22 protein-coding genes are annotated in these 23,023 nt (G+C 45.7%); 4 read left to right on the forward strand and 18 right to left on the reverse strand.

The window, feature by feature from the left end; genetic code table 11:
* Positions 1-330 precede the first annotated feature (330 nt).
* The 4 genes from JNN12_13880 to JNN12_13895 form a co-directional block, all read right to left on the reverse strand.
* A complete protein-coding gene (locus JNN12_13880) occupies positions 331-1,296 on the reverse strand; it encodes a T9SS type A sorting domain-containing protein (protein MBL7979424.1) in 966 nt (321 codons plus the stop codon).
* A 108-nt stretch (positions 1,297-1,404) separates the two neighbouring features.
* Positions 1,405-1,935 (reverse strand): phage tail protein, encoded by a 531-nt coding sequence (locus JNN12_13885; protein ID MBL7979425.1) that lies wholly within the window; start codon positions 1,933-1,935, stop codon positions 1,405-1,407.
* A 42-nt stretch (positions 1,936-1,977) separates the two neighbouring features.
* The gene (locus tag JNN12_13890; protein ID MBL7979426.1) at positions 1,978-2,511 is read right to left on the reverse strand and encodes a tail fiber protein; all 534 of its coding nucleotides are present in this window, start codon (positions 2,509-2,511) and stop codon (positions 1,978-1,980) included.
* Positions 2,512-2,549: 38 nt separating this feature from the next.
* Positions 2,550-3,128, reverse strand: coding sequence for a phage tail protein (locus JNN12_13895; protein ID MBL7979427.1), 579 nt, complete (start codon positions 3,126-3,128; stop codon positions 2,550-2,552).
* A 758-nt stretch (positions 3,129-3,886) separates the two neighbouring features.
* Here JNN12_13895 and JNN12_13900 point away from each other — a divergent pair.
* A complete protein-coding gene (locus tag JNN12_13900) occupies positions 3,887-4,762 on the forward strand; it encodes a polysaccharide deacetylase family protein (protein MBL7979428.1) in 876 nt (291 codons plus the stop codon).
* 209 nt (positions 4,763-4,971) lie between these two features.
* Here the strand turns inward: JNN12_13900 and topA are convergent, their stop codons facing one another.
* The 8 genes from topA to JNN12_13940 form a co-directional block, all read right to left on the reverse strand.
* Positions 4,972-7,530 (reverse strand): type I DNA topoisomerase, encoded by a 2,559-nt coding sequence (gene topA, locus JNN12_13905; protein ID MBL7979429.1) that lies wholly within the window; start codon positions 7,528-7,530, stop codon positions 4,972-4,974.
* Between the two features lie 111 nt (positions 7,531-7,641).
* Positions 7,642-8,553 carry a rhomboid family intramembrane serine protease gene (locus JNN12_13910; protein ID MBL7979430.1) on the reverse strand — a complete coding sequence of 304 codons (912 nt, stop codon included), beginning with the start codon at positions 8,551-8,553 and terminating at the stop codon, positions 7,642-7,644.
* A 14-nt stretch (positions 8,554-8,567) separates the two neighbouring features.
* A complete protein-coding gene (locus tag JNN12_13915) occupies positions 8,568-9,779 on the reverse strand; it encodes a molybdopterin molybdotransferase MoeA (GenBank protein MBL7979431.1) in 1,212 nt (403 codons plus the stop codon).
* A gap of 7 nt (positions 9,780-9,786) precedes the next feature.
* Positions 9,787-10,074 (reverse strand): winged helix-turn-helix transcriptional regulator, encoded by a 288-nt coding sequence (locus tag JNN12_13920; protein MBL7979432.1) that lies wholly within the window; start codon positions 10,072-10,074, stop codon positions 9,787-9,789.
* Positions 10,075-10,148: 74 nt separating this feature from the next.
* Positions 10,149-10,946 carry an MOSC domain-containing protein gene (locus tag JNN12_13925; GenBank protein MBL7979433.1) on the reverse strand — a complete coding sequence of 266 codons (798 nt, stop codon included), beginning with the start codon at positions 10,944-10,946 and terminating at the stop codon, positions 10,149-10,151.
* A gap of 66 nt (positions 10,947-11,012) precedes the next feature.
* On the reverse strand, positions 11,013-11,228 hold the full coding sequence (locus JNN12_13930) for a heavy-metal-associated domain-containing protein (GenBank protein ID MBL7979434.1): 216 nt from the start codon (positions 11,226-11,228) through the stop codon (positions 11,013-11,015).
* Positions 11,206-13,479, reverse strand: a complete 2,274-nt coding sequence (locus tag JNN12_13935) for a copper-translocating P-type ATPase (protein ID MBL7979435.1) — start codon at positions 13,477-13,479, stop codon at positions 11,206-11,208. Before JNN12_13935 ends, JNN12_13930 begins: the two co-directional genes overlap by 23 nt.
* 132 nt (positions 13,480-13,611) lie before the next feature.
* Positions 13,612-14,520: a T9SS type A sorting domain-containing protein gene (locus tag JNN12_13940; protein ID MBL7979436.1), complete on the reverse strand. Its 909-nt coding sequence runs from the start codon at positions 14,518-14,520 to the stop codon at positions 13,612-13,614.
* A gap of 590 nt (positions 14,521-15,110) precedes the next feature.
* Between JNN12_13940 and JNN12_13945 the strand changes: the two genes are divergently transcribed.
* Complete coding sequence (locus JNN12_13945) at positions 15,111-15,227, forward strand: hypothetical protein (protein ID MBL7979437.1); 117 nt, start codon at positions 15,111-15,113, stop codon at positions 15,225-15,227.
* Between the two features lie 124 nt (positions 15,228-15,351).
* Positions 15,352-16,215, forward strand: a complete 864-nt coding sequence (purU, locus tag JNN12_13950) for a formyltetrahydrofolate deformylase (GenBank protein MBL7979438.1) — start codon at positions 15,352-15,354, stop codon at positions 16,213-16,215.
* Between the two features lie 146 nt (positions 16,216-16,361).
* Here purU and JNN12_13955 read toward each other — a convergent pair whose 3' ends face one another.
* On the reverse strand, positions 16,362-17,309 hold the full coding sequence (locus JNN12_13955; protein ID MBL7979439.1) for a methionyl-tRNA formyltransferase: 948 nt from the start codon (positions 17,307-17,309) through the stop codon (positions 16,362-16,364).
* Positions 17,310-17,504: 195 nt separating this feature from the next.
* On the opposite strand from JNN12_13955, the gene msrA reads away from it, so the two are divergent.
* Positions 17,505-18,059 carry a peptide-methionine (S)-S-oxide reductase MsrA gene (gene msrA / locus JNN12_13960; GenBank protein ID MBL7979440.1) on the forward strand — a complete coding sequence of 185 codons (555 nt, stop codon included), beginning with the start codon at positions 17,505-17,507 and terminating at the stop codon, positions 18,057-18,059.
* Between the two features lie 32 nt (positions 18,060-18,091).
* Here msrA and JNN12_13965 read toward each other — a convergent pair whose 3' ends face one another.
* The 5 genes from JNN12_13965 to JNN12_13985 form a co-directional block, all read right to left on the reverse strand.
* Positions 18,092-18,598: a hypothetical protein gene (locus tag JNN12_13965; GenBank protein MBL7979441.1), complete on the reverse strand. Its 507-nt coding sequence runs from the start codon at positions 18,596-18,598 to the stop codon at positions 18,092-18,094.
* Between the two features lie 94 nt (positions 18,599-18,692).
* Entirely contained in the window at positions 18,693-19,442 is a 750-nt protein-coding gene (locus JNN12_13970) for a sulfite exporter TauE/SafE family protein (protein ID MBL7979442.1), read from the reverse strand.
* Positions 19,439-19,606, reverse strand: a complete 168-nt coding sequence (gene ccoS, locus JNN12_13975) for a cbb3-type cytochrome oxidase assembly protein CcoS (GenBank protein ID MBL7979443.1) — start codon at positions 19,604-19,606, stop codon at positions 19,439-19,441. Before ccoS ends, JNN12_13970 begins: the two co-directional genes overlap by 4 nt.
* Positions 19,603-22,134, reverse strand: a complete 2,532-nt coding sequence (locus JNN12_13980; protein MBL7979444.1) for a heavy metal translocating P-type ATPase — start codon at positions 22,132-22,134, stop codon at positions 19,603-19,605. Before JNN12_13980 ends, ccoS begins: the two co-directional genes overlap by 4 nt.
* Before the next feature lie 175 nt (positions 22,135-22,309).
* Positions 22,310-22,981, reverse strand: coding sequence for a DUF4412 domain-containing protein (locus JNN12_13985; GenBank protein ID MBL7979445.1), 672 nt, complete (start codon positions 22,979-22,981; stop codon positions 22,310-22,312).
* Positions 22,982-23,023: the final 42 nt, after the last annotated feature.

A 23,023-nucleotide genomic window follows, 5' to 3' on the forward strand; every position in this document is an offset into this window, starting at 1 on the left:
ATCTGTTTGTATAAGGAAAAATGATTATATTTCATTATTGATAGACATGAACACTTCCATGCGATTTGCCTATACATTATGAAAGCCACACACATTTTGGTTTAAGACTAAATGAGGCAGTATTGACTATATTAGCTTGATTAAATAAGGGTTTTTTGATCAAGGTTTACATTAATAAAAACTTAGAACAAAAAATGAAACATATTTGGGACTAAACCCTCATTGCGTGGGACGAATAAAAACACTTACACACCAAAAAGGGCTTAAAACAAAAAAGGCAAGTTCTCTTTTTAAGAAACTTGCCTTCGTTCTCTTTATGATTGGAGAAATTTACTTCATCAGCACCAGCTGTTTATGGGCGATGAAATGCTCGCCTTGCACCCGTGCGAAATACTTGCCAGAAGCTAGGCTGTGCCCGTTGAAGGAAAACGTGTGTGTGGTTTGCCCAGCTAAGGACCCGTTATGAAGGATAGCCACTTCACGCCCCTGTAAGTCGAACAGGCGAATCTGTACCATCTGGGTTTGCGCAACCGCAAGCGTAAAATTCGTTTGGGGATTAAACGGATTCGGATAGGCTTCCGAAAGTGCAAACGCTTTGGTTAATTCCACATATACCGAAATCGGACGGCTATGACTTACACTTCCATTGCGGTCGTATTGGGCAATGCGGAACACGTGTTGTCCATAAGGCAAATTTGACACCGTAAACACATAATTATTTTGTCCAATGGCGCTCCCTTGCCCCTTAAGTTCACCAACAGGCTTCCAGCCTTGTACTGTTTGTTGCTCAATCACAAAACGATCGTTGTTGATTTCTTGCACGGTCGTCCACTGAAGTGTGGCGGATTGGGCCTCAACAATTGCTGTTGCCGATACGAGCGAGACAGGCAAACTGGTTTGGGTACCAGTACCATCAAACTGGCTAAGCGGCTCACAATCCCCCACATCCGCCCATGCGCCATAGGTCAAATTAGGTGGGTTGGGAGATGATGTAATGGCACTCGAGGCAATCGTATTCCATCCACCATCGAATACCTGAACTTTCCATGATCCCGCCTCAAAGATAACCCGTGCAGCATATGGATCAGGAGAAGAACCGGGAATAGATACGTTTCCGGTGTAAATATTACGGGCAGGGGAGCCACCGTCGCTTGAGCCAAAGCTTAAGGTTTGAACGCCCGGAAAGCATCCGCTGCCGCCATCATGTAGTGAAATACTTTGCGCTTGCAAGGGTAATGCCGAAGCAAGACCCAAAATGCCTAAAATAAAAGTGGCGTATAGAAACCGTTTTTTCATAGGTATTGGGAAAATAAATGATTAAATGAATAAAGGGTAATTTGTATGAGTTTACAATGCCACTTGTTTTGAAATAAGGATCAAAACAGGTGGCATTGTATCATTGTGTTAATCCCATCTTTGAGGATAGTTGCCTTCTAAAGCAATAATGAAGTTGACCACTTGGGCAGGTTGCATTAGGTTAAAAGGCGCACCTTGTCCTGTAGGTTTCAGGGTAAGTTCCACCATATCCGCCTTCATTGAAGTATCAGAAGCCGTATTGTACTCTTTGTCGAAAGATCCTGTTTTAGCAGGATAATTTCCAACAGGCGTTGTTAGGGTTCCCGTTGCATTACTCACATTCAGCAATACTTCTAAGCTATGGGTGTGTGCAGGGAGGTGTTCTGCACGGAGGCTTGCCGTTTCGCTACCTCCTTTTTGCCCACGTTTACTTGGTTCTGTAACCCCTACTGGAATACGCCCTCGGAAGTCTGGAAGGGCAAAAGTGGTTCGCCCATCGCCCCCATAAGCCGTTCCGATAATCGAAAAGAGGGCGCCATATTGTGCAACTTGTAGAAGTTGGCCATTGCAAAATGCCCAATCTTCGGGGGCGTAATTACCGCAAAACAAACGGATTTCGCCAATTATCTGCTCTATCATAGTTTTAACTTTTTTAAAAAGGTATAGTAAAGCCAATTTTAATTAGTCTTGGGTCGGAAAATATCCTTCCACAGCAATGATATACCCAACTGTGAGAAAAGGTTGACGAATATCCACCGACGTAGGGGTTGCAGTCCCTGTGCTGGTAAGCTGTGCTGCGATTGCAGGCTTGGCTAAGGTTATACCTGCCGCAGGGGAAGGGGCATACTCCGAGTCTCCCGGTGTTGCAGCCCAATACGCATCCTTAGGATTTGAAAGCGTTGCGGTTTCGCCGCTCACTTTTACTTTACCACTGCCTGCATGGGTATGGGGGGGCATATTACTGGCATTCAACGTTACCTGATTCGCACCGCCTGTTGCCCCAATTGGGATGTTAGCGTCTGTGCCAAGCGGGGTACGCCCATTGAGATTGGGTAAATTGAAGGTTCTGACCCCATCTCCTCCATAAGTTGTTCCAATAACGGCATAAAGAACTTGATTGTCTGCGATGGTCATGCTACGCCCATCGCACCAGCACCATCCAGAAGGCTCATAAGTGCCTGTAAACATGCGAATCTCGCCAATTAATTGTTCCATAGTAGTTATGATTAGCTAAAAGGTTGATAAAACAAGGCTTATGGACGAGGGGGATAAATCCCTTGGATGGCAATGATAAACTTAAGCCCAAGGTAAGGCATCATATTATTGACAGCATTGGGTGTACCCGTTGTGCCTACGTTAACGGTTACCGCCTGCGCGCCCAAATAGTCATTCTCCCCTCTTGTTGCCTGATAGCCATTATCATCTTTGGATACAGACGAGTTAGCAGGATAGTTGTTAGCGGGTTCTTGGGTTTGTGTACCCCCTGAAGCTTCTCGGCATTTGACCCCTAAACTTGCCGTTGGTGCTGCCCCTAAGCCGCCCGTGTTTTGAATGTTGTGGGTATGGGCGGGGAGGTGGGTTGCTTGTAAATCGAGTTTTGCATTGCCCATGCGTTTCCCCAAGGCGTAATTACTGCCTACATGCATGGGAACGCGGCTCCGAAAGTCAGGTAAAGCAAACGTGGTGCTACCATCCCCTCCATACACAGGGCCTAAAAGGCTAAACAATGCCTGATTTTGTCTGATAGGAAGTAAGCTGCCATCGCAAATTGCCCAACCACGTGGTGCAAAATTGCCCGCAAAAATGCGTACTTCGCCTAAATATGGTTCCATAAATAAAACTGTTTGGGAAGGTTGAAAATCTACACACTTAATTGCATGTAGCGTGAAGGATTTATATAGCAGTGAGGTTTTTTACACAAAAATATATCTAAACTCACCTAAACTAAAATAATAATAAGCGTATATCCGACCAGAAAGTTGGATAAAAAAAAAGAAATTTTAGACTATTATGATGAGTTTATAGGTGCTTCCGTCTGCAACAAAAGCGATAGGTTGAAGCCGTATATAAAGACACATTAAACTCGTAGGTTGTGTGCAAGATAACCAAACCCTTGCCACGTGACTTGCCCAAAAGTCCATTTTTACTTGTCCAAAAGTCCACAAAACCTCAAAAAGGGTCAAAAAGTTTAATTTAGCAAGTCAAGGCTGGGCTGTTGTCACATGGTAGAGTTGTGGCTGCAGAACGCAGTTGTGGTTATTAGGCGCACTCATCATGTATCTACCGTTATGACGAGACAAAAAAGAGCCCCTAGCAAACACTTAGCTTTCGTATTGGCCCAGGTGTCCTCTCATGCAACTTCAAAAGAATAACCTGAAGGGTAAGAAGAAATATTTTACTCTGATGCTATGCTAAAAACGTCCACCTTGTATTATTTTTTTGTAGCTTACGCTTATTGCTGTACGCTTTTACCGCTTGTATCACCATCACCACACACAACAAAATTAACATGTTTTGTAAGTCGGCAGAAGGTCAGTCTATCTTTTCAATTCTACGAAAGCACAGTTTCCGTTTTCTAATGATTATTTGTATGGGGAAATTTTTGGGTTGCAAAGCCCCCCAACCTGAACCATTCCCAAAACCTAATAAATACATTGCTTTAACGATAGATGATGGACCATTGACCCATTTTTATTCATATCCGGATGATCAATTAAGATGGGATACAGTCACCAAACTTATTGATGCCGTCCAAACGCGGCATATCCCCATTACTTTATTTGTTATTGGACGAGAGGCGGAAGTACCCTCTATGGCTTCTATGCTCTACAAATGGGCTGCGTCAGGGGCTGAACTGGGAAACCACACCTACAATCATCGGTCTTTTAATGGATTTTCTGGAGCAGAGTGGTTGCAGGAAATTCAAAAAACAAATAAAATCTTGGACCCAATCTCGTTTGCTTTTAAGCAGCGAATTCGGTATTTCCGTTATCCCTTTCTACAAGAAGGCGAAACATTAGCGCGCGAACACGAAAGCAATCGAGCCGTGCGCGATGCTGGTTTACTCAATGCCCATGTAACCATTGGCACAGATGATTGGACCTTTAACGAAGAATATATGACATTTGAACTAAAGCAAGATTGGGCTTCGCGGTACGAAGTGGGGCAAGCCTATCTGCGCCATATCTATAAAACAGTAGCCTATTGGGATTCTGTAGGAACCGCATTAGAGGGTCGTTCTATTAAACATGTCATGATGTTGCACGCCAACCGAATTAATAGGGACTACTTAGGACAAATCATTGATGCGCTACAACGAAAAGGGTATGGGTTTATCTCGTTGGACGAAGCCTATCGTGATCCCGTTTATGGACAAGAAGACCTATGGGCTACTGAAAATGGCGTTTCATACCTAGAACACTTAAAGCAAACAAGGCTTCATAAAGAACATGCCTTAAAACGTTAATCTTTAACGTATTTCGCTCATAACCGATTCATTAAATGGCTATGATGTTATTACAAACAACTCTTTTGAACCAAAATTTTTATTTTTATGATGCTTTTTGATGTCAGAAATGAGGACTTTTATCATCACACTTTGATGCGGCGGCGATAGCAAAAAATTTCCACCTAAAAAAAGCGCCATATTTGTGTGATGACGCTTTTGTTTAGAAGCTATTTTTTCCGAGTGGTTCTTCGCACGTTTTTTTTTGCAGGCCCTTCGGTTTCTTTTGCTATAAGCAATTGCATTGCCTCCTCGAATGTAACGGCGTCCGGTGCAAGGTCTTTCGGCAATGTCACATTGGTTTTCTGGTGACTGACATAAGGCCCATACCGCCCTTCCCACACCTCAATGGGTTCTTTAGACTGGGGATGTACCCCTAAGACACGAATAGGGGCTTTTTTGCCTTCTTTTGCAGCGATCAAGGCTAATGCCCGCTCCAGTCCGATCGTAAGGACATCATCTGTTTTTGGCAGCGAGGCAAACGTCTTCTCATGTTGCACATACGGCCCAAAGCGGCCTACATTGGCTACAATTGGTTTTCCGGTGTCTGGATGGCTGCCAATAGTACGAGGTAAACGCAATAATTCCAAGGCCATCTCCACAGTCACTTGTTCCATTGTTACCCCTTTGGGCAACGAAACCCGTTTGGGTTTTCCTTCATCTTCGCCTAATTGCACATATTCTCCATAGGGGCCTTTTTTGACAAAAATGGGTTGGTCTAGTTCCGGGTGAATGCCCAAAACTTCATTCCCCATTTGCTTCTTGTTGATAAATGAAGCAAAATCCTCTTTTGATAAATCGGCGGGGGCTACTTCATCCGGAATGGGTGCAGTGATGCGCTCACCCGCTTCTTCTAATTCTAAATAGGCCCCAAATTTACCGACACGCACACAATAAGGCTCCCATTTATGAAACCGAATGGTGGAAACTGCCCGCGCATCAATTTGATCTAAGCCCCGTTCCACTTTTTGCTCCAATCCTTCAGTGCCATTGTAGAGGCTTTCTAAGTATGGTAATGCCTTCTTAGAACCTTCGGAAATATCGTCCAAGACCTGTTCCATTTCCGCAGTAAACCGTACATCTACCATATGGGCAAAATTTTCTTCCAGCAATTGTGTAGTGGCAAAAGCCGTGAAAGTGGGTATCAACTGATTGGCTTGACGGCGTACATAGCCCCGCTCCACAATTGTGTCCATAATGGAGGCATAGGTACTGGGCCGCCCAATACCTTCCGATTCCAAGGTCTGCACCAAAGAAGCTTCGGTATAGCGTGCGGGAGGTTTGGTTTCATGTCCGATTGCTTCCACCTTTCGGCAGTTAGGCTGATCCCCCTTTTTCAGATTTGGCAAGGGTTGATCTTTATCATCCAAGGCTGCATCCGGGTCATCAGAACCTTCTACATACGCACGAAAGAAACCTGGAAATACCACCGTGCGCCCCGATGCCCGGAAAGTCGCAACTTCTGTATGCCCCGCCTCAATGGTCGCAGTTGTAAATTTCAGTTTAGCGTCTGCCATCTGAGAAGCCACTGTCCGTTTCCAGATCAGGTCATATAATGCCGCCTCATCGCCCGTTAAAGCCAACTCTTTCGCGGTTTGCATGGCTGTCCCCGCAGGTCGAATGGCTTCGTGGGCTTCTTGGGCGTTTTTGGATTTCGAGGCAAATTGTCTGGGTACAGGGCTAAGATACTCTGTACCGTACCGACCTAAAACCGTGTTTCGTGCAGCTTCGATGGCTTCATTAGAGAGATTGGTGGAATCTGTCCGCATATAGGTAATCAAACCACGTTCATACAAACTTTGCGCTAACCGCATCGTTTGGCGGGCGGGCAGCCGAAGTTTACGGTTTGCTTCTTGCTGAAGTGTGGAAGTGATAAATGGGGCATACGGCTTACGTTCCGAAAGGCGCTCCTCCACTTGCACGACCTTCCAACTTCCGCCGGATAGATGATCGGCCAAAGCCCGAGCCTCCGCTTCTGTCAACAACAAGGCATCACTTCCGTGTTTCAACATTCCGGTATGGTCGTCAAAATCTTTTCCGGTGGCCAGACGTCGGCCATTTAGATGGGTCATGGTAGCCTCGAACTGTTTATCAGATTGCACCAATTGCGCCCGAAGATCCCAGTAAGAAGCTACAACAAACAACATTCGCTCCCGCTCGCGCAAGACCAAAAGCCGAACCGCAACACTCTGTACCCGTCCTGCGGAGAGTTTGGGAATGACCTTCCGCCACAACAATGGAGAAACTGTATAGCCTACTAACCGATCCAATACCCGTCTGGTTTCTTGTGCATTTACCAGATGGGCGTCCACCTGCCGGGTCTTCCGGAGGGCTTCCATGATGGCTTCTTTCGTGATCTCGTGGAAGACCATGCGCTTAATCGGTACTTTTGGCTTTAAGACTTCGAGCAAATGCCACCCGATGGACTCGCCCTCGCGGTCTTCGTCCGTTGCGATATAGAGTTCATCAGCTGATTTTAGGGCCTCCTTTATTTCGGCCACAATTTTCTTTTTATCAGACGAGACCACATACAGCGGTTCAAAATTTTTCTCAACATTCACCCCAAGCCGGGCCCATTTTTCCCCTTTATACTTTGCCGGAATTTCGGATGCGGAACCGGGCAAATCGCGGATATGGCCCATACAAGCTTCTACCTGATATTCTTTAGGCAGAAACTTACGGATGGTTTTGGCTTTTGTGGGCGATTCAACTAATACGAGTCGCTTCATTATGCAAGGATTTATCGTGGAGTATCAAATAAGCATCTGAAAGTAGGTTAATAATCATCTTCCGTCAATCATCTGAACCAAATATCTGTAAAAATGCAGGGATTATGGTCGCTACGGGTACGCATTAACCATAAAAAACCACGCCCACGTCCAACAAAAAAGAACCAGAGAAAACGCAAAAAAGCCCCAAAAAGCGTTTTTTCTCCAGATTGTGTGGCTGCTTTTTTGCCACAGTGTCCACCAAATAAATCCTACGGGCATTCCTGTCAAAAATCCAAAAAGATGTGCTCCAACATCGGTTCGGGGATCCGGCCCAGCCCCAAAAAGACCCAACATGACCATTCCGATCAGAAGCGGGATTCCTAAGCCGCGCATACGATTTTCGTTGTGTACCTGCATTCGCAAGCCCATCAAGACGCCAAGCGCACCAAAGACCCCCGTAGAGGCGCCCAAACTGGTATGCCCCAGCGGTTGTACCAAGGCATTGATGCCATTACCAATCGCGCCCGAAAGAACGACCATAAAAATCCCCATCCCATTCCCCACCATACGTGTCAGCCAATACAGCATCACGCCGCCAAAAAGCAAGTTCCCAAACAGATGTTGCGCGTCGGCATGAAGGGTCAGGGCTGTGATGGTCTGCCACCATGCACCTGTAAGGATTTCTCCATTCTTGGCTGCCCCTAGGCGCATAAAAAACGTGCCTATTGGCAAATGTACCAGCACATGGATTCCTATCAACACCACCATCACCGCCCAAAGCGGTTGCACTCCTTGATGCTCGCCCAGTTCAGGGGGTTCTGGAATCACAATACTTTTTTCTTCCAAAAAACCTTTAAGTTCCTCTTTTGCCGTTTCGACCCAGACCAGTGGAATCCACACGTGTATCCCTTCTTCATCGGAAGTGATTCTATACGGAATTCTTTTCGCCTGTAAGACCAATTCCAACTGACGCAGGTTAGACAAATCCGGCGTTCTTTCAAATAAAAAGGGGGCGATATCGGATAACGCAGTTTCTGGCATAACAACAAATGGCTTCAGGTCGTCAACCGTTCCACCATCACGATGGTTCCTGCCAAGACTTCATCTACTCCCTCCGGTAAATGAATCAGGCATTCGGCATCACGCATAGAAGAAAAAATATGGGACCCTTGCGCACCTGTAGGTGCGACAAATTCTCGCCCAGACGAATCTTTGTGCAGCGTTGCCCGGACAAAGTGGTGCAAGCCCTTCACCTTTTTGATGTCGGTCATCAATTCTGCAGGTTCGGTCTGTCGCCAACTTTCGGCTTGTCCCTGCATGGCATTAATCGCCGGACGTACGTATTGGTCAAAGCATACAGCCGTCGAAACAGGATTGCCAGGCAAACCAAAAATGCCTTTGTTGCCTAATCGGCCAAAAGTGAACGGTTTGCCAGGCCGCTGCTTTACTCCTTGTACAATTGGCTTCCAACCCAAAGATGTCAAAGCAACGGTCACCAAATCATAAGACCCAACCGAAACCCCACCACAAACAAGCAAGAGGTGTGCTTGTTCTAACGCCTCCGCAATCTTTGTCCGTGTCTCGGCTTCATCATCCCGCGCATGCCCAATCCATACGACCCTACCACCTGCTTCTTTCACTTCACCTTGCAACAGGTATCGGCTCGTATTCCAGACCTTTCCCGGTGTTAATGGCACACCCACATCCAAAACTTCGTCTCCCGTGGTTAAAAGGGCAATATTGGGTTTTTCGGACACGACGACTTCGGTTTTCCCCATAGAAGCAAGGGTTCCCAAAAGTGCTGGCGAAATACGGGTCCCCACAGTTGCAATAATACTACCTGCTTTGGTATCGCTTCCGCGCCATCGGATGTGTTCGTTTTTCATCGGCAATCGGTTGATACACACTTGTTCCTCTCCAACCAAGTTCGTCCATTCTTGCATCACAATCGCCTCTGCTTCGTCGGGCACGGGCGCACCCGTTAGAATACGCAGGCAGGTGTTTTGTGGCCATGCTTCCAACCAAGGCGCTCCCGCACGGATAACGCCTGCGACTTTCAAGACGGCTCCCTCTGACAATCCTACTAATCGGATTGCATAGCCATCTACCCCGCTATTATTAAACCGTGGAAGATCTTCGGAGGTAGTAATTACTTGGGCCAACCTCCGGTCAAAACTTTCCGGAAGCGAAACAATTTCTTCCGGCAACCGATCAGTATTTTCTAATACCAACTGGCGGGCATTCAAGAAAGAAATTGGTTTACGCATCGTTTAGTCAGAAATGATCCACTATCTTTTTAAAATGGGTCAATCCTTTGGGATTCAGCGAATAAAGGGTTCGGGTTCCGACCACATTGCCGCGAATAAGACCTGCATCTTTCAAGACCTTTAAGTGTTGGCTGACAGTGGATTGTGCCAGCGGGAGTTGATCTACGATATCCCCACAATCACATTGTTCACTATCTTTTAGAATATTGATGATTTGGATCCGAACCGGATGCCCCATTGCTTTACAATAATGGGCCAACAATTCAGCATCTATGTTTTGAATAGGCGCGCTCATGTAAAAATGTTAAATATATTGGTGCTCAGAACGAAGGGAATAAAAACTTCCCTCTTACAAATGAAAAAGGCTACTTATTTGTAACACACATTTACGGTGCTATCAAGGCGGAGGGTGCCTTCATGAAGCGGGATCAAGTTTTGCCCGAAGAGAACTTTCCCATCAAACGTACGGAATTGTGCCAACGTTTTCAAGGGTTCCTTTCCACGTTTGGCCGTAGTAGGCTCAATGGTGGTGATGCTACACCGGGCACAAGGTTTCACAACTGCAAATGTGACTTCTCCGATTCTTACCTCCTTCCACCGATCCTCTTCAAATGGTTCAAAGCCAGAAACCACCAAATTTGGACGGAAACGGTTCATGGTTACAGGTTGCAGTAAATGGCCGTTTAACCATTCTAAAGAAGATTCGTTTGTCAGTAATACGGGAAACCCATCTGAAAAACGCACGAGGTCATCTTTACTGTTGGCATACTGACGATCTACCAATCGTCGAGACACTTCCGGCATATACACCAAGCGGCAATTCGTCCCTAAAATATCCGAAAGCCAATTATCAGCCCCTTCGTTCACCAATTGGGCTTCCACTTCGTCCCCCCAAACAGTCACCCAAAGTCGTTCTTGGTCGGGAGCGGGCGAAAGTGGAATGGAGTAGGTTTCTACGTCAAAAGTAAGGTGAAGTTGTTTGTCAACAACCGAGGTTTTGACCAAGGCCATTTCAGGGCATTCCCGCTGAGACAAAAAATCCCCATCTTCATCCACCAACATCCATTGACGGTCCATTAACAGCCCGCGCCGTGTTACAAACGCCTCCGTTTGAGAAAAACCAGCAAATGATTTTACTGGATAGACATGGATGCCAGATAACTTCATTGGAATATTGAGTCTAAGAAGGGCTTTACCGTTTAATGCGGTTTAGATAAATACCGATAAATGCCGTTAAGATACGCTTTCAACGTGCTTCACTTCGTATCCCGCGTCTTCAATTGCTTCATAAAGGGCCTCCTTTGACGCCTCTGATTTCTCGAAAGAAACGACCGCGCTCCCAATCGTAACCGACTGAATAACAAAGTCTTTTTGGGTTTGAATGGCTTCCTGTACGGCTGCAACACAGTGGTTACATCCCATGCCGCTAATTTCGATTTGCAATTTCATGTATGCTATGGTTTGTGGTGATGGTTTGCTTTTTCAACTTGGCCAATCGTAGGCTATTACTCAATACAGAGACACTCGAAAGTGCCATTGCCGCTGAGCCAATCATGGGATTGAGCAAGAGGCCAAAGATTGGGTAAAATACGCCAGCCGCTAATGGAATTCCGATCATATTATACACAAAGGCGAAAAAAAGATTTTGTCGAATCACCTTCATGGTTTCTACGGAAATGGTAAAGGCCGTAACGAGCGTGTGTAAATCGGGGTTGAGAAGGGTAACCCCTGCCGCCTCTATAGCCACGTCAGTTCCAGACTGAACGACAATCCCAACATCGGCTGTTGCAAGTGCAGGTGCATCATTGATGCCATCTCCAATCATGGCCACAACACCCGTTTTTTGCTGCCACTCCGAAACAATGCGTGCTTTGTCTATTGGCGAAGTAGCCCCATAAAAGGTCTCCACGTTTAGCTTTCGGGCCACTTCTGCCACCACTTCGGGCGCATCTCCACTGGCCACCACCACATGAACTCCCGCCTCTTTTAGTTTTTGGATCACATGTGGGGATTCTGGCCTTATTGGATCGTTCAGCAATACTACGCCAGCCCAAACCCCATTAATGGCCACATCTATTCGGCTTTGCGCCAACGGAGTATGAGGAAGGGTTGATGGAAAAGTGATCCCTTTTGCTTTTAGCCAGTCTGCACGACCAGCTGTGATGCGTTCTCCATTTACAGTAGCTTCTATCCCTCCACCTGCTTCGTTTGTGAAGGCAGTAGGCAATGTTAAAGCCAGCCCACGTTTCTCGGCAGTTGTTTGTATTGCTTTTGCGAGTGGGTGCTCGGATAACTGTTCTGCACTTGCCAAGAGTGATAAGACCCGTTCAATGGAAAATTTTTCAGATGCGATTACCGAGGTCACGGTAGGCTTTCCCAGCGTCAGGGTTCCGGTTTTGTCTATAACCAATGTCTTGGCTTCATGAAGTTTTTCCAAAACGTCTCCTCCTCTAAACAAAATGCCATTTTTGGCAGCCCAACCGGTTCCGGCCATCACAGCAGTCGGGGTTGCCAAACCCAAAGCACAGGGACACGAAATAATCAAAACAGAAATGGCAACTAAAAGGGCGGTATTAAGAGAAGGTTCAGGCCCAATGAGATACCATATCACAAAAGTGACAGCGGCAATTAACATCACAGCAGGCACAAAGAATGCTGCAATTCGGTCTGCGAGGCGTTGTATGGGCGCTTTTCTGCCTTGTGCTTCACGGGTAAGCCGGATGATTTGTTGCAAAGTGGTCATCTCCCCTACTTGTGTTGCCACCATCTTCAGCGCCCCGTTTGAAAGCATGGTTCCAGCACGTAAGGTTTGTCCGATGGATTTATCTACGGGGATCGGTTCCCCGGTTAAACTGCTTTCATCCACTACAGCCTCCCCTTCCACCACCATACCATCGGCGGGAATACGGCTACCAGGCTTAAGCAGCACCACATCCCCCGCCTGAAGTTGGTTTGCAGGTACTTCAACCACTCCCTCCCGCTTCAAAACAAGAGAAACAGGCGGCGCTAAATCCATCAAGCCACGGATTGCATCTCCGGTTTTCCGCTTTCCCTTTGCTTCCATCCAGCGCCCCAAAAGCAATAGGGTAATGATGACCGCTGCCGCTTCAAAATACACTTGCGTATGATGATTACCCACCCCATGAAGTGCCATTGGCTGCAACATCGAATATACACTGAAAAAATAGGCTGCACTCACCCCAACCGCCACAAGGGTATTCATATCCGACCCACCATGACGCCCTACACGCCAGGCTCCTCGAAAAAAAGGCCATCCACTCCAAAAAACCACAGGCGTGGTCATCACCAGCAAAAACACATTTACGTTCAAAAAATCCAAGGCTCCATGAGCCATCGAAATAATAAAAACAGGTAATGTAAAAACAAAAGCGAACCAAAAGCGTGGCCGATAATCGCCTGTTTCATCTTCAAAAAAGGCGCTAATAGGAGGCGGGCTCATTTGGGTATCTGGTACAACAAACCCCGTTTTTTCAATGGTTTGAATCATCTGATCCCGTACAATAAAACGCGGATCAAAACGAACACTTGCCTCGGCGGTTGCAAGGTTCACCCTGGTTTCCAAGACACCTTTTTGTTTTCCCAGATTTCGTTCTATTCGGGCAACACAAGAGGCGCAAGTCATCCCTTCAACAGGAAGGGTGATCTCAACAAAAGGGGGACTAACAACCGTTTCCGACATAATAGATGGGTTTTGTTTAAACAAACGGTATAGCGCCCTTCTGGTTCCTTTCCAAAATCGTTCTTCAACGATCATGCACAAATTTACAAAAACACCTTACCTGCTTTGTCAAAACGATTAAACACCGTCAGGTTATTTTTTCCCAGCCCGTACTAACCGCTTCACAAGTACCTCTTCTCTGTGCTGAATTCGGAGTAAATAAAGACCCGCCGCAAGTTCGTTTGGTAATGTCAGCTGGTATTCTCCATTATGAGTCGGTAGCATTTCATCAAGAATTTTCTTACCCATAAGATCAAATACGGCAAGGTTTACGAAACCAGAACCTAAATGATGGAAGCGTAGAGTCGGATTTGCCTCAAATGGATTCGGATAAACCTCCACAACCGGCGTTGTTGCTACGGGTATTTCCTCTTTTTCGCGATCAACAACCGAGGTAGCACTCCACTTTACAGCAACTTGAAAAATATACTCATTGTTAAATTGGGTTTCTCGCATCATTTGCCAGCCCAAGCCCTGAATATAAGCTGCAGACCGTCCCAAGGCAGGAATCTCGGCATTATCCGAGACCATGACAAGAGTGTCTTTTTTACCAACTGCTTCCAGTTCAAAACTCACCCAAATATGAGTATTTGGCTTCAAAATAAGGTTTTTAGTAGCCAATCCCAATGTATTGTACTCCCCCCGCTTCAGGCTACTAAGTACGACCTTAAGTGGCTTTTGGAAAGCCTTGGTTTCATCGGGCGTACCATCTGGCGTGGCGGACAAAAACCGAACAACCAAGGAGTCATTGTATCCATCCTGGCTTTTGGTGGTCCCCCAGACCCGCAGATCAATCGAAGCCATACGGCTGTTCATCCCTGCCCAAATAGGAGCACTAAACCGGACGGCGTGTTTGGTAAAAGTTTGTGGAATATGGGAAAAGGGGATAGGCCAAGCAAACGCTGCTGCCGGGCCACCATAGCTCTGAATAATATCCGGTGGGTTTTGTGCAAAAAGGACATGTATCGGTGCAAAGAGTGCGAAAAATAGGATTTTTTTCATGGCTTCCTCGGTTGGGTTTTGGTTGTGCCTATAGCCTAAACTACATCGCCCAAAGACCATGTTCAACCGTCCTTGCACATTTTGTTAAGCAACGGAATATATCAATCTAATAGCAAATACCTATACAGTAATTTATCCCGCATGACAGGTGGTGATTATCGCCTGTTGATTTCAATCGGAAATTCTTATGAAACCCTAACCGATATGGTCCTTGACCTAAGTAAACTTCAGATTTTTAATTCCGAATATGTTCTTACGCTCCCTGATGGCTTCGCATATGGTCGTTATGCCGTAAAGTCCACTTCAGACACATTCCTACAGGCTGGGCAATACACTGGTAATACAACATTTAACCTACAAACAACCGGATTTATAGATGATAAATCATATTTTAAATCCATTCCAATTACAAATAATTCAACTTCGAACAGCAATGATATACATAATCCCATGTAAGAATCAGCCACCATTGAACTTAACTTTTCCACCCCTATACCCGCCCAAGATGTGAACATTATGGTATATGACCTCCTTGGCCGAGCAATAAAAACGTTGAAACTTAGCGAAGGGGTGTCGTTTCCTCTGCCAAAATCACTTGGGATGGAACAGATGAACAGGGACATAAACTTCCGAACGGTGTCTATTTGGTAGTGGTTGAATTGAAAAACGACCCAAAACTAACTATAAAGATGATTGTAAAGCGCTAAACGTTAATGACTTTCGAAAATAAAGCGGTGATGCTCGATTTATGAGGTCGCCGCTTTATTTTTGCTCCCTCCAAAGCCTTGTACCCACAAGGTTGCTTTTAACACTGAACCCTTTGATGTGTAGATGCAAGACGCCAATACCGCACGTTTATTGATTTCCTGCCCAGACCGATCTGGCATTGTTGCTGCTGTTTCCCAATTTATGTATAGTCATGGTGCCAATATTTTGGATGCAGACCAGCATAGCACCGACCCAACAGGCGGGACTTTTTTTATGCGCATGGTTTTTTATTTGGATGGCTTAGACATCAGCCGAGCACAATTTGAGAAAGCTTTTGCACGCGTTGTGGGTGACCCTTTCCAGATGAAATGGCAAATATCATACGCTGATCAACCGAAAAAGATGGCCTTATTGGTATCCAAATATGACCATTGCTTCATGGAATTGCTGTGGCGATGGCAACGTAAGGAACTTTCTGTCGAAATCCCCATCGTGGTTTCTAACCACCCGGACATGGCGAAAGTAGCCGAACAGTTTGGTATTCCATATCATTATATGCCTGTAACAAAAGAAACAAAACCCGAACAAGAAGTCAAAATATTGGAACTATTAAAAGATGTACAAGCAGACTTGGTGGTTCTGGCCCGGTATATGCAAATTTTATCCTCAGAATTCACCTGCCAATATCCTAATAAAATTATTAACATACACCATTCATTTTTACCCGCTTTTATAGGTGCCAATCCTTATCAACGGGCTTATGATCGGGGAGTAAAATTAATTGGTGCAACTGCGCACTATGTGACGTCAGACCTAGACGAGGGCCCCATCATAGACCAAGACGTCCAACGGGTCTCGCACAGAGAAGACGTTGCGGATTTGGTGCGCATTGGGCGCGACATCGAACGGAGGGTATTGGCGCGTGCCGTACAAGCCCATATCGAAGATCGCGTATTGGTTTATCAAAACAAAACAGTGGTATTTTAAGCCTCCAACCACTTTAAGTCCTATTTATTTAAAGCACCTACATTAATTAAAAAAGAATAACATTTTATTTTTTTAGTTGATTTTTTAATCTCACAAATCAACTAAAATACCATTATTCTTCGGTGTAATAAACCAAAAAACTTTTGCTATGACCCTTTTTTGGGGTTAGTACCCAAGCATGACCCAATCAAATCCGCATTGCCTGCTAAAAAGGCAGAGGCGGGTAACCGTTTTCGGCCTTCCAACTGGACCTCGGTTAGCGAAACCTTTCCCGTTCCGCAAGCCACCAATAACCTACCAGCATGGGCAAGTATGGTGCCGGGTGTCTGTGAAGAAAGATCATCTCCAACCACTTCCGATCGGTACATTTTGAGTAATTTCCCGTCTAATAGGGTTCTGGCCCCTGGAAAAGGAGAGAGTCCGCGAATAAAATTATGCACAACCTGTGCTGGTTTAGTCCAATCTACGTAACAATCGTGGGGAAAGATTTTAGGAGCCGGAGAAGCTAACTTCTCATCTTGCTTTGATGTAGGGATCCCGCCCTGTTCGATCATACGCACCGTTTGCACCACCAAATCTGCGCCCAAGTGCATGAGTCTTTCATATACATCGCCCGTGGTTTCATTTGCGCCAATGGGAGTTGAGGCACGCAAAATTACATCGCCAGTATCCACTTCTTTTCTTAGAAAAAAAGTAGTAACTCCCGTTTCTTCTACGCCCGCCATCACTGCCCGATGTATGGGAGCTGCCCCACGAAAAGCAGGCAGCAAAGATCCATGCAGATTAAATGCACCTTTTTGGGCAAGACCATACACGGACTCTGGCAATATCCGATAAGCCACCACCACCATAATATCAATTTCCATTTTGGAAAGGGTTGATATAAAGGCAGGATCTTTTACTGATTCTGGTTGCAATACCGGAATATGATATGCCTGCGCTACCGCTTTAACAGGCGTAATCTCCACCTTTTGGCCACGCCCTCGTGGCAAATCTGGACGGGTAACCACCACCGATGGTTTGAAACCCGCAGCAATGAGGGCATATAGAGAAGGAACCGCAAAGTCCGGCGTACCCATAAAAACTATATTCATCATTACAACCTTTTTATTTATTTAAGGAAATTAATATTTGCCTAACAGTGGCACAAATGAACATTAATCCAGCATTAAACGCTACGTTTTGATAAAATGCACCTGCGTGGAAACAAAGAGGTAATCTGACCGTTTTGCACGATACATGACTTTTACATTTTATTCCGAGCACCTTAACAAATCTAAATATTTTGTATGGCCACAACCACAACTTCCACCATCGCCACCTTTGGATCTGGCTGTTTTTGGTGTACAGAGGCGATTTTTAAACGGGTCCAAGGGGTATCCAATATCAAAAGTGGATATACGGGTGGAAAAATCAAGCATCCAACCTATCGCGAAATCTGTTCTGGCCTAACAGGTCATGCAGAGGCCATTCAGTTTACATTCGACCCCACACTGATTGACTATAACGACTTGCTTGCAATCTTTTTTTATACCCACGATCCTACCACCTTGAACCGTCAGGGAAACGACGTGGGTACACAATACCGGTCCGTGATTTTTCACCACGACGAATCACAAGCGGAAAGTGCTCGATTATTTATCCAACAGTTGACCAATGATCAGGTATATAATAGCCCTATTGTCACCAAAATACAGCCTGCAACCGTATTTTACGAAGCGGAACCTTATCATCAGGACTATTACGACCTAAATGCGGCACAACCCTATTGCAGCTTTGTTATAGCTCCTAAGTTAGAAAAGTTACGCAAACGGTTTTTAGACAAACTGAAAAACTCCGAGTAATCTATACCCGGAGTTCATTTTCAGGACTTAAATCAGGCTATCTGTTCCTGTATTTCTTCAAAAGTCTCCACTTCCAATGCCTCATAAAGGCCACCAGCAACCGCGCCAAATACCATGTGTACAAATACCATTACACCGCTACGCATTGCAAAAAACCAAGGAAAAAAGTATGTAAGGGTGTAAAAATTAATTGCATACAAGGCAAGCCCAAGTACCATTCCCAAGAGTATTCCCAACAATAAACCACCCTTGTGGACTGTGAGTGAAATGAGGGATGTAAAGAGCAAAGACAATGATAAGGTACCAATAACAGATACCGACAAGGCACCCCAATCCAGCGTGGCAGGTGGCGCCAAAATTTGTTCTCCAAGAAATGGAGACGCTAATAGGCGAACCATTGCCCATTCATTTGCCCCGATAAGCAATGGGGTCAATAATAAATTTAGGCAATAAAAAAAGACACCAGCCACAAGGCCCGACCAAAAGGTGGCATTCCAATCTACCACTTGCCTCAGAACGATTTTGGGTTTATTTGTCATGGCGAATAGGGGGTCAAAGATGAACATCACTTGCCAAAATACAACAATTCCAACCCAATTTACCAATAAAGAACCCAATCTTTTGGGGACTATTTTAGTGTTTAGGGTGATTCATGCCGGGCATCTGATGCTTTGAATGATCCATGCCTTCCATCTGGCCATGATTGTGGCCTCCATGCATAAAAGAAAGCAATTCCCGGCCTCTTTCAGTCCCACGCATGATGCTCATCACACCCATCAAAATAATCAGTACCCCAGCAAATAGGTTCATACGGCGCTTCCATGCAGGGGTGAGTAAGTGGCCAAACATGCCCAGTAACCACAAAGCAGGGACAGTGGCAATGCCAAAGACAAACATCATGATTGAAGCCTGTACAGGCTTTCCGGTAGCAGCTGCTTGTGCCAGAACGCCGTATAACAAGCCGCAAGGTAATAATCCATTCAGCAACCCCAGGCCATACGCCCCAATCACCGATTTTTGTTGGACAAACTTGCGGAAGGCATCTTTGTAAAAACTGGTTTTGTTTAATCCACCTATCCCTTCTACACTTTTTACCACACCAAAAATACCAAGACCCGCGATAATCATAAATAGGCCAGCGCCTATACTGATCCAATCCTGCAAGCCAGAGATGTTCATTGTAACGGCCATACCCAGCATACCCACCACAAAACCAAACATCATATAAGTGAACGTTTTGCCAATGAAATATGCAGTCTGCCGAATCATGTGATTAGCGGTATTGTTTGGCGCCTGAATCATCAGCACAAACCCTCCACACATGCCTACACAATGTGCGCTTCCCATAAGTCCGGTTAAAAAAACGAGCCAGAGTTCATTCATGACTTCTTATTTTTAATGTTCGTGTCTTCGTCGTCCCACAGCATTCGAATGGCCGGGGTTTCGGTGTCTTCATATTGCCCTGACCTAATGGCCCACGTAAAGGCATATACAGCCCCTGCTGCCAGCATAATAGCAATGGGAACCATGACCATTAAAATATTCATAAATTTGAATTTTTGACAAATGTCTGTTGCAAAATAGAAGAGCCGATAACTACCAATGAACTTAAGGGCATTGCTACCGCAGCAACAAGCGGATTAACCCATCCCACAATGGCAGCCATTGCCATGATAAGATTGTATAAAAGAGAAAAAGCGAGGTTTCGTTTCACTACATAGGTCACTTTTCGGGAAGAAGTAAGCATGTTCTGTATTGGCGCTAGACCAGCAGAGGTTACAAAGACATCCGCCGATACCATACTGGCCGTACTACTGCCTTGCACCGCAATGCCAACATCTGCCGCTCGAAGTGCTGCTGCGTCATTCACGCCATCTCCAAGCATTAACACTTTGCGTCCCAATGCTTTTAGGTTTTCTACAAACAGTTGCTTCATTTCCGGTGTTTGATGGCCCAACAAATGGTCTTCGGAAATAATTAAGGTTCTTCCTAACTGTGCCACCACCTCTGGATGATCGCCAGACAAAATATAGACCTCTTTTTGCTGTTGATGCCAATGCTGAATCATCTCGAAGGCTTCTTTGCGCACTTCATCTCCTACTCGTGCAACAGCGACTAACCGATGATCGCACGCGACTGCCAGTGGCGTATCCCCTGTATGGGCATAGTTCTCCAGTATTTCAAGGAGCAATGGATCGGCATGTACGACATCTTGTAGCACCCAATCTGGCCTTCCGATCATTACATGGCTTTGTTCTATTTCCCCTTTGATACCAAAAGCATGTGTTTCAATGCCTTTTATAGTATGACGAAGTTGTCGTTTAAGGGCTTCGGTTTCTGGAAACGCTCCTAAAAACGCCTGTGCAATGGGGTGAATGCTTTGCGATTCCAGAACAGCCGCCTGTTGCATGGCCTTCAAATCCCCTTTCCAGTCAATCAATTTCATCCGGCCCGCCGTAAGCGTGCCTGTCTTATCCAAAACAATAGTGTCTGCTACATTTAATGTGTCAAAAACAGACGTTTGCTTTAGGTAAATGCCCGCCCTTGCCGCCCTTCCAGACCCAATGGCGAGGGCAAGCGGTGTTGCCATGCCCAACGCGCACGGACATGTCACTACCAAAAGTGCTACCACATGCGACATTGCCTGTTCAGAACCAGTATCCCACCAAAGAATACCCGTAAGAACCGCCAGAATCAACACAATTAGCACAAACCAGCCCCCAAAACGGTCCACCCACAGGACGGCTTCGGCAGGCTTTTCCGCGCCTTCCCGTACCCAAGCCACCAATTTTCCAATTCGTGTCTGATCTCCGGCGGCCTGAACGGCAACGTGTACCACACCCGTCATATTGGTTGCACCCGCTTGCACCCGATCTCCAACAGCACACGAAACGGGCACACTTTCACCAGTGATAACCGAATTATTGACCTTGGTTTCACCTGCTGCAAGAATACCATCCACCGGAAACACTTCTCCGGCATACACCACAACCACTTCTCCCGGATTCAGCAATTCCGAAGACACCAATTCAAAAGGTTGGTTCATGTCGCCATTCCACTTACCGGAGATTTTTCGGGCCATTGTGGGGACCAACGTAAGCAACTGATCGCTCGCGTCCATGGCCAGGCGGGTGCTCTTAAGGTGCAACCAGCGTGCGGTCAGCAAGGCTGCAGTAAGAACGGTAATGGAATCAAACCAAACATCGCCTTTATGGGTTATGGTGGCCCAAAAGCTATAAAAATAACCAATCAGAATTCCAAAAGAGATCGGAACATCCATATGTAACCGATTAAGCGACCGGATTTTCCATGCCATCCGTAACGATTGCAAGGCTTTCTGGAAAAACACAATGCCCCCAATACCCAGAGACAACGTGGCCAGTACCAAACTCATCCACCGGCCTGCAATCGTTAGTTCGGTTTGGTTGCTCATGTCTAAGCCAGAATAAAAGGCAAGCGCCAGAAGCATCACATTACCCGCCAAAGCCCAAGCAATGCCAAGACGGATCAGCAACCTTTGTTCGTCTTGAGAACGTTCTTTTAGATTAGACTGGCGGGCAGGTTGGAGTTTGTACCCAAAAGGAGCCAACCACTTGGCCACTTGCGACAACTGAACCCGTTGATTGTCCCAAACAAGCCTTAATTGGTTGCGAACATAATCTACACGCGCTTCCTGAACGCCAGCCAATAATTTTGGCATTTGCTCAATCAGCCAAACACAAGCCGTACAATGTAAGCCCTCCAAAAACAACAAGGCTTCTCGGTTGCCATCTGGCCGTAAGATGGTATGTTTTTCCACATATTGTGAAGAGTCTAAGCCAATTAGATCGAGTTCTTTCTCCGAAATTGCAACAATGGGCTTATCATTTACGCCTTCTGCCTCCCGAAGCTTGTAGTAAGTGGCTTCCAAACCAGAAACATGTAGGGCATCATAAACGATTTCGCAACCAGCACAACAAAAAACGGCCGTTTCTGAAAAAATGGGATAATTCCCTACAGGTTGGCCACAATGATCGCAGGCCGTCTGAGCCGAAACGGACGTTCGATCCAATGGCATTTCATCAAGAAGAGACATGAACGCGGGGTATAGGGATTTTTAAAGGTGGAAATATCGGCATTTATTCCACCTTAAAGATGCGATCCAGAATTGACGAAACCCGTAAAGAATCACCCTACAATACATGTAGGGATTTTACTGACAAGAAATACAATTTTTAGCGCCGAAATGATCTCTCAAACTTCCATTATGGCTAAAAAGGCGCCGGAATTGCCACTATTTTTGGGGGTAGGTCAAAAAAAGTGTCTCCCAATTTTTGCATTTGAACGGCCTTCGCTTCCATGGTTAGTACCAAATCTGCTTGTTCGACGATCATCTTGAGCGGCAAGGCGCCGCTTTCCTTCAGAAATGCAGCCAAATTATTATAGGCGTGTCGCGACATACCCACTACGTCGGCTTTAAGGGCAGATGCAAACCAATAGGTTTCCTTCCCAGTTTTGGTAGAAAAAATTATTTTTTCGCAATCATAGCCCAAAATTTTTCCGCCATTTTTATCTCGTTCGGTTTTCAATATTGGGCTTCCATTTTTGGCGCCATCCATCCAAAGGAGTGTATCGGATTCAGTTGTTTGGAAGTACAGTTTATTTTCCTTCGGTTCATATAGTTGCATGACCATCATTTCCCCATTCATGAGGGTAAGATATCGGTTTGCTTTGATGTGGAAGGTCTGAACGCTTCCCATCATTTTTGTCAGCAGTTGGTCACTCATACCCGGAATTCGGCTCTGGTACTGGACATGGTAGGTAATAACGCCTTCAAAAAACTGGGCTTTCACCTTTATTGGTAAAACAATAATGGATATAGCAAAAACTAACCTCAAGGATTTTAGCATTTTATGGTATTTTTGAGCTGTCGTAATATTCATGGCCATAGCATTTTTTGGAAAAGAGGGGTTGCTTGAAGTACA

This window comes from Bacteroidetes Order II. bacterium, from assembly GCA_016788705.1.
Classification (GTDB): domain Bacteria; phylum Bacteroidota; class Rhodothermia; order Rhodothermales; family UBA2364; genus UBA2364.